Origin of the sequence: Paucibacter sp. XJ19-41, assembly GCF_028462495.1 — a bacterium.
In the GTDB taxonomy this organism is placed as follows: Bacteria; Pseudomonadota; Gammaproteobacteria; order Burkholderiales; family Burkholderiaceae_C; genus Roseateles_E.
The window spans coordinates 1-5890 of the sequence record NZ_JAQOWX010000191.1; the positions used below are offsets into that span (position 1 = coordinate 1).

Annotated in this window: 6 protein-coding genes; 1 reads left to right on the forward strand and 5 read right to left on the reverse strand. The window is 66.6% G+C overall.

Features of this window, described 5'->3' with window-relative positions; genetic code table 11:
- Nucleotides 1-101: 101 nt before the first annotated feature.
- Nucleotides 102-551 carry a DUF2214 family protein gene (locus PO768_RS27400; RefSeq protein WP_272648581.1) on the forward strand — a complete coding sequence of 150 codons (450 nt, stop codon included), beginning with the start codon at nt 102-104 and terminating at the stop codon, nt 549-551.
- Between the two features lie 90 nt (nt 552-641).
- Here the strand turns inward: PO768_RS27400 and PO768_RS27405 are convergent, their stop codons facing one another.
- The 5 genes from PO768_RS27405 to PO768_RS27425 all read right to left on the reverse strand — a co-directional run.
- Nucleotides 642-1133: a type II toxin-antitoxin system VapC family toxin gene (locus tag PO768_RS27405; RefSeq protein WP_272648582.1), complete on the reverse strand. Its 492-nt coding sequence runs from the start codon at nt 1131-1133 to the stop codon at nt 642-644.
- Entirely contained in the window at nt 1130-1903 is a 774-nt protein-coding gene (locus tag PO768_RS27410) for a hypothetical protein (protein ID WP_272648583.1), read from the reverse strand. Before PO768_RS27410 ends, PO768_RS27405 begins: the two co-directional genes overlap by 4 nt.
- A gap of 102 nt (nt 1904-2005) precedes the next feature.
- A complete protein-coding gene (locus PO768_RS27415; RefSeq protein ID WP_272648584.1) occupies nt 2006-3670 on the reverse strand; it encodes a GMC family oxidoreductase in 1665 nt (554 codons plus the stop codon).
- 43 nt (nt 3671-3713) lie between these two features.
- On the reverse strand, nt 3714-5081 hold the full coding sequence (creD, locus tag PO768_RS27420; protein WP_272648585.1) for a cell envelope integrity protein CreD: 1368 nt from the start codon (nt 5079-5081) through the stop codon (nt 3714-3716).
- An 81-nt stretch (nt 5082-5162) separates the two neighbouring features.
- Nucleotides 5163-5890, reverse strand: a 728-nt coding sequence (locus PO768_RS27425; protein WP_272648586.1) for an ATP-binding protein, incomplete at its 5' end; no start/stop codon positions are given.

The window sequence follows — 5890 nt, forward strand, 5'->3', positions numbered from 1 at the left end:
TCGCACTTCGTCCAGGGTCAAGATGACTTGGCCGGACGGATACGCCGCGCTGCGGCACAGTGGCGGCCATCGTCACAGTCCGGCCCCAGCCGCCGCCCGCCATGCTGATCAACGCCCTCGTCGCCTTTGTGCATTTCCTGGCCGTGTTCGGCATCGTCGCGGCGCTGGCCTATCAATGGCTGAGCTTCGGCCCGACGCCCAGCCTGCAAGAGGCCCGGCGCCTGGCCCAGGTCGACCGGATCTACGGCCTCAGCGCCGTGACCCTGCTGCTGGCCGGCTTCGCCCGCGCCTACCATTTCGAGAAGGGTTGGGCCTTCTACAGCGCCAACCCCTTCTTCCATCTGAAGCTGGGCCTGTTTGTCGCGATCGGCCTGCTGTCCATCATCCCCACCGTCACCTTCATCCGCTGGGGTGCCGAGCTGAAGGCCGGCCGCGCACCGCAGGTCAGCGCGGCCCAGCACCGGCGCGTGCGACTGAGCCTGAATCTGCAGCTGGGCCTGTTGCTGCCGCTGAGCCTGTGCGCCTCGCTGATGGCCAAGGGCATGGGCTGACTTCGCCGTAGGGTCGAAGTAACGCTTCAGCTTGCCCAAAGGGACATGTCATGCAGACCAGCCCCTGTCCACGCGCGGAAAAGCCTAAGCTCAACCAGCGTCGCTAAATGGATCCAAAGCCATCTGACCACCGTCAAACCAAGCGGCGTCATAGCCATCTTTCAACAAGACGGCTTTGATCGATGGCGTTGGTCCGGCTTCCACGCGTTGGAGGTACTTCGCGAGCGTGTTGTGATCTTCGCAAAGGATGTGACTGATTCCCTCGATATCACACTGAGCGATCAGCTTGATGTCATCTTTGACCCGCACGCGATCATCTCCTTGGTCACGCGGAAACTGCGCAATCAAGGTCCCGCAACGCTCCGCATGATCAATGTTGAACGGCAGAACAATGAGGTTTCGAAGTGGCAGGGTGGTGTAGGCCTGCTTGACCTGAAATTCAGAGACGACAACCGTCGACAGGAACATCGGTACCTGTCGCTGGACGCACTCCCGAAAATACTGAAGAGCAACGGCATGATGCCGCCGATTCGGGTCTGTGACTGTGATGAGAAAGCTGGTGTCCAGCAGGACGCTATTCAATGCGCCCCCCCGCGCAACTCATCGACCCAGGCGGAGGCATCCGGAACATCTTTCCAGGCCTCAGCGCCGTGGCGGGTCATCCTCGCGATGTCCGCTTCATCCACATCCGCGGCGTATTCAACGAAGCCAAGCAGCCGGGCATTACGTAGCTCTCGCGTCTTGACGTTGTACTCAGCCTTGATGCGAAGCATTGCCGTCTTGTACAAGCGATTGATCTTGTCCGTGCGGAGTAGCTCCTTGTCGGTCTCGACAATCAGCACATTGCCGCTAGGAAGCTTGACGTGGGCGTTGGGCCTTCTTGAACCGCCGGCCTCTTGTATCTCGCCTCGGACGTAGCGCTCCACCACGACCCAGTGGTCGGCATCATCAGCACGAAAGTCCGACTGCGCGCTGACGACGAGCGGGCGATCAAGGAAGGGAGCGGAAATCTTGTAGGTCAGCCCTCGAACATTCCGAGCGGCTTTCTGCCAACGCTCCATGACAGCCTTGCGCTTGATATCGATGACGCCCATCAATTCACTGTCGTAAAGCGACCGCAAGTCACTGAACAGTTTCGGAACACCGACAAGCGGGAATGTCTGGAGCGCAAATGAACCCTGTATGACCTGGACCTCAAGATTACGTGCATCCAATTCCTTGCCGTCCCCCTGAAGAAACTCCTTCACGTCTGCGGAGAATCGGACAAGGTCGCCCAGAAGCACCCGATCGGGGCCTACCTCAAAGCCTCCCGACTGGTCATCAAGTGCAACAGTGATGCGTGTGCCATCCATGGTCAAACCATTCTATGGGGATGCTGGCCAAAGCGTGTCAGCATCTTTCACGCTGCGTAACCTCGCTGGGCGCATGCCCAGCATAGGTTGATGCCACCTTCGCTACGCGCGCAGAGTGCCTTCCTCTTTGATCCACGCCGCCGCCCGCTCGGCGATCATCAAGGTCGGCGAGTTGGTGTTGCCGCTGGTGATGCTGGGCATCACGCTGGCATCGATGACGCGCAGCCTCGCGACGCCGCGCACCCGCAGCCGGCTGTCGACCACGGCCAGCCCATCATCGGCGCGCCCCATCTTGCAGGTACCGACCGGGTGGAAGATCGTCGTCGCGATATCGCCGGCCAGGCGGGCCAGCTCCTCATCGCTCTGGTACTGCGGGCCGGGCTTGAACTCCTCGGGCTTGTAGGGCGCCAGCGCCGGCTGCGCGACGATGCGGCGGGTCAGCCGCAGGCTGTCGGCGGCAATGCGGCGGTCTTGCTCGGTGCTCAGATAGTTGGGCGCGATCGCCGGTGCGGCCTGCGGATCGGCCGAGCGGATCTGCACCGTGCCCCGGCTCGTCGGGTTCAGATTGCAGACGCTGGCGGTGAAGGCATTGAAGCCGTGCAGCGGCTCGCCGAAGGCATCGAGCGAGAGCGGCTGGACGTGGTACTGCAGATCGGGCCAGCTCTTGTCCGGGCTGCTCCTGGCGAAGGCGCCCAGCTGCGAGGGCGCCATGCTCATCGGCCCGCTGCGCTTGAACGCATATTCCAGGCCGATCAGCGCCTTGCCGAACAGACTCGCGGCCCGCGTGTTCAAGGTCTTGGCGCCGGCCACCTTGAAGACCGCGCGGATCTGCAGATGGTCTTGCAGATTGGCGCCGACGCCGGGCAGCTCCTGCCGGACCTCGATGCCGTGCTGTTGCAAGAGTGCCGCCGGCCCGATGCCGGAGAGCTGCAGGATCTGCGGCGAGCCGATCGCGCCGGCCGCCAGCAGGACCTCGCCGCCGGGCTCCAGCGCGACGGTCTCCAGTCCCTGCGGCGTCATCACCACGGCGCCGCTGCACTGCAGCGCGCCGTCGACGCCGCGGTCCAGCGTCAGCCGCTGCACCTGCGAGCCGGTCCACAGCTCGAAGTTGGGCCGGCCGTAGCAGGTCGGGCGCAAAAAGGCCTTGGCGGTGTTCCAGCGCCAGCCGGCGCGCTGGTTGACCTCGAAATAGCCGACGCCCTCGTTGTTACCGCTATTGAAATCCTCGGTGGCCGGGATGCCGGCCTGGGTGGCGGCCTGGGCAAAGGCATCGAGGATGTCCCAGCGCAGCCGCTGACGCTCGACCCGCCACTCGCCGCCATGGCCGTGCAGGGCCTTGAACGCTGCGCTGCCCTGGTCGCCGTCGAGCCGCCAGTGGTTCTCATGCTGCTTGAAGAAGGGCAGGCTCTGGTCCCAGCGCCAGGCGGGGTCAGACGTTGCCTGGGCCCAGCCGTCGTAGTCGCGGGCCTGGCCGCGCATGTAGATCATGCCGTTGATGCTGGAGCAGCCGCCCAGCACCTTGCCGCGCGGGTAGCGCAGCGCGCGGCCGTTCAGGCCGGCGTCGGGCTCGGTCTGGTACAGCCAGTCGGTGCGCGGGTTGCCGATGCAGTAGAGATAGCCGACCGGGATGTGGATCCAGTGGTAATCGTCCTTGCCGCCGGCCTCCAGCAGCAGCACGCGCTTGGAGGCATCGGCGCTGAGCCGGTTGGCCAGCAGGCAGCCGGCCGTGCCGGCGCCGATGATGATGTAGTCGAAAGTCAGAGCCATGCCGCGATGCTGGCGCAGTCGGCAGCGCGCGGCAATGGCGTTCCTACCGACTCGAGGCCGCGGCCGTTGCAGACGCGCCCAAGGCATACCAATCGAGGCGCCGTGTCAGCACCATGACAGCGGCCAGCACGATAAAGAGCAGCAGCGCACCGACGATCAGCGAGGCCTGTTCCAGGCTCAGCAGCACATAGAGCGCCGCATACAGCCCGGCGACCCCGGCGCCGAAGCCCAGGCCGCGCTGCCAGGTCCCCAGCATCGCCGCGCCGTAGTAGCCCAGCAGCCCCACCGCCGCACCGGCCGCCAGCAGATAGGACAGGCCGAAGCCGAGGTGCTCGGACAGGCTCAGCAGCAGCAGGAAGAACAGGCTCAGTGCCAGGCCCACCAGCAGGTACTGCACCGGGTGCACCCGCCGGCCCGACATCAGCTCGACCAGGCCGACGCAGACAAAGGTCAAGAGGATGAACATCAGCCCGTACTTGATCGCCCGGTCGCTCATCACATAAGGATTGACCGGGTCGACCATCGCGAACTCCAGCGTGTCGATCTCCTGATTGCCGCTGCCGCCCAGGCCGCCGACGACCTTGTGCTGCAGCACATCGGCCGGCGCCGTGCTGGCCAGCTCGGAGACCTGCCACTGCGCGCTGAAACCGGCCTCGCCGATCTCGCGCGAGCTGGGCAGGAAGCGCCCGCCGAAGCTGGGGTGCGGCCAGTCGGAACGCAGATTCAGGCTCGTCGCGGCGGCGGCGGGCACCAGGGCAAAGCGCTGGGTGCCGGCCAGCTCCAGGCTCAGCTGCAAGCTCAGCGGCGCGTCCAGCGCCAGGGTCTCGGGCAGCGGCGCATGCAGGCCGCGCATATAGGCCGGGTGGCCGGTGCCGGGCTTGACGGCCAGGGCCAGCTCGCCGAGCTTGAGCGTGGCCGCACGCAGGCCGCGCGCATCGCTGCTGGCCAACATGGCCTGCACCGGGCCGCATTGCACCCGACCACCGGGCTGCTGGGCGCGCGGCGGCTCCAGCGCCTGCAGCGAGGCCCATTGGGCATCGAACTGCAGGCGACCGGCGTAGCCATTGACCTTGAAGATGCCGCGGTAGCGCGCCTCCTGGTTCAGCGCACCGCCGACCTGCAGGCGCTCGGGCACGGCGCTGATGACGAAATCTCGCTTCGCGGTGCTGCGACGGCGCTCCTGGTTCTCGTCCATCACCAGGGTCTCCCACTCCTCGCTGCACTGGCGCAGCAGCAAAGGCCCCAGCAGGGTCTGCGCACCGGCCTGGGCCTGCTCGACGCTGGCCACCGCCTCCTGCTGCCGAGCCTGGCGCTCGTCGACCAGCCAGCCGATGCGCAAGAGCACCACGCTCAGCAGCAGGCTGACGCCTGCCAGGATGAGCAATTTCCAAACCACGGCGCGCGATCCCATACGGACTCCTCTGTGTTGTGACGCAGGCAGTCTCGCGAACGCCGGTGTGGCGATGAGGAAGTTTGTGAAGCGGGGGTGAAGTCAGGCCAGCGGCAGGCTTAGGCGCACCCGCAGGCCGGGCTCGGCCGGCTCGAATTCGAGGCCACCGCCATGCAGGGCCGCAACCTGGCGCACGATGGCCAGGCCCAGGCCCGAGCCCTTGCGCAGGCTGCCGGGCCGGGCGGTCGAGAAGAAGCGCTGACCCAGCTGAGGCCAGGCGGCCGGCGGCACGCCGGGGCCCTGGTCGCGCAGCGCGAACACGGCCCGGCCGTCGACCGCCCGCAGGCTCAGTTCCAGCAGCGAGCCGGCCGGCGCGAAGTCCAGGGCATTGCTGAACAGATTGCTCAGCGCCAGCGCCAGCAGCTCGCGGTCGGCCATCACCTCCAGCGTCGCGCGCTCCTGCCACAGCAGGGTCAGGTCTTGCTGCTGAAGGCGATCCCGCAGCGGGGCCAGCACGGCATCGACCAGCGCGTCGACGCGCAGCCGCTGCGGATGCGCCGGGCCCTGCTGCATCTCCAGCTTGGAGAGCTCCAGCAGGCGCTCGACCAGCTCGCCCATGCGCTCGCTCTGCGCCACCACCTGGCCGGCAAAGCGCTGGCGGTCGGCCGGGGCCAGCTCGTCCTGCAGCAGCTCGCCGGCACCGCGCATCGCGGCCAGCGGGCTTTTCAGCTCATGGGTCAGCGCACGCACCGTGTGCTCGATGTGCTCGCGCCCGTCGAGCCGCTCGCGCATCGCCGCCATCGCCCGCGCCAGCTCGCCCAGCTCGCCGG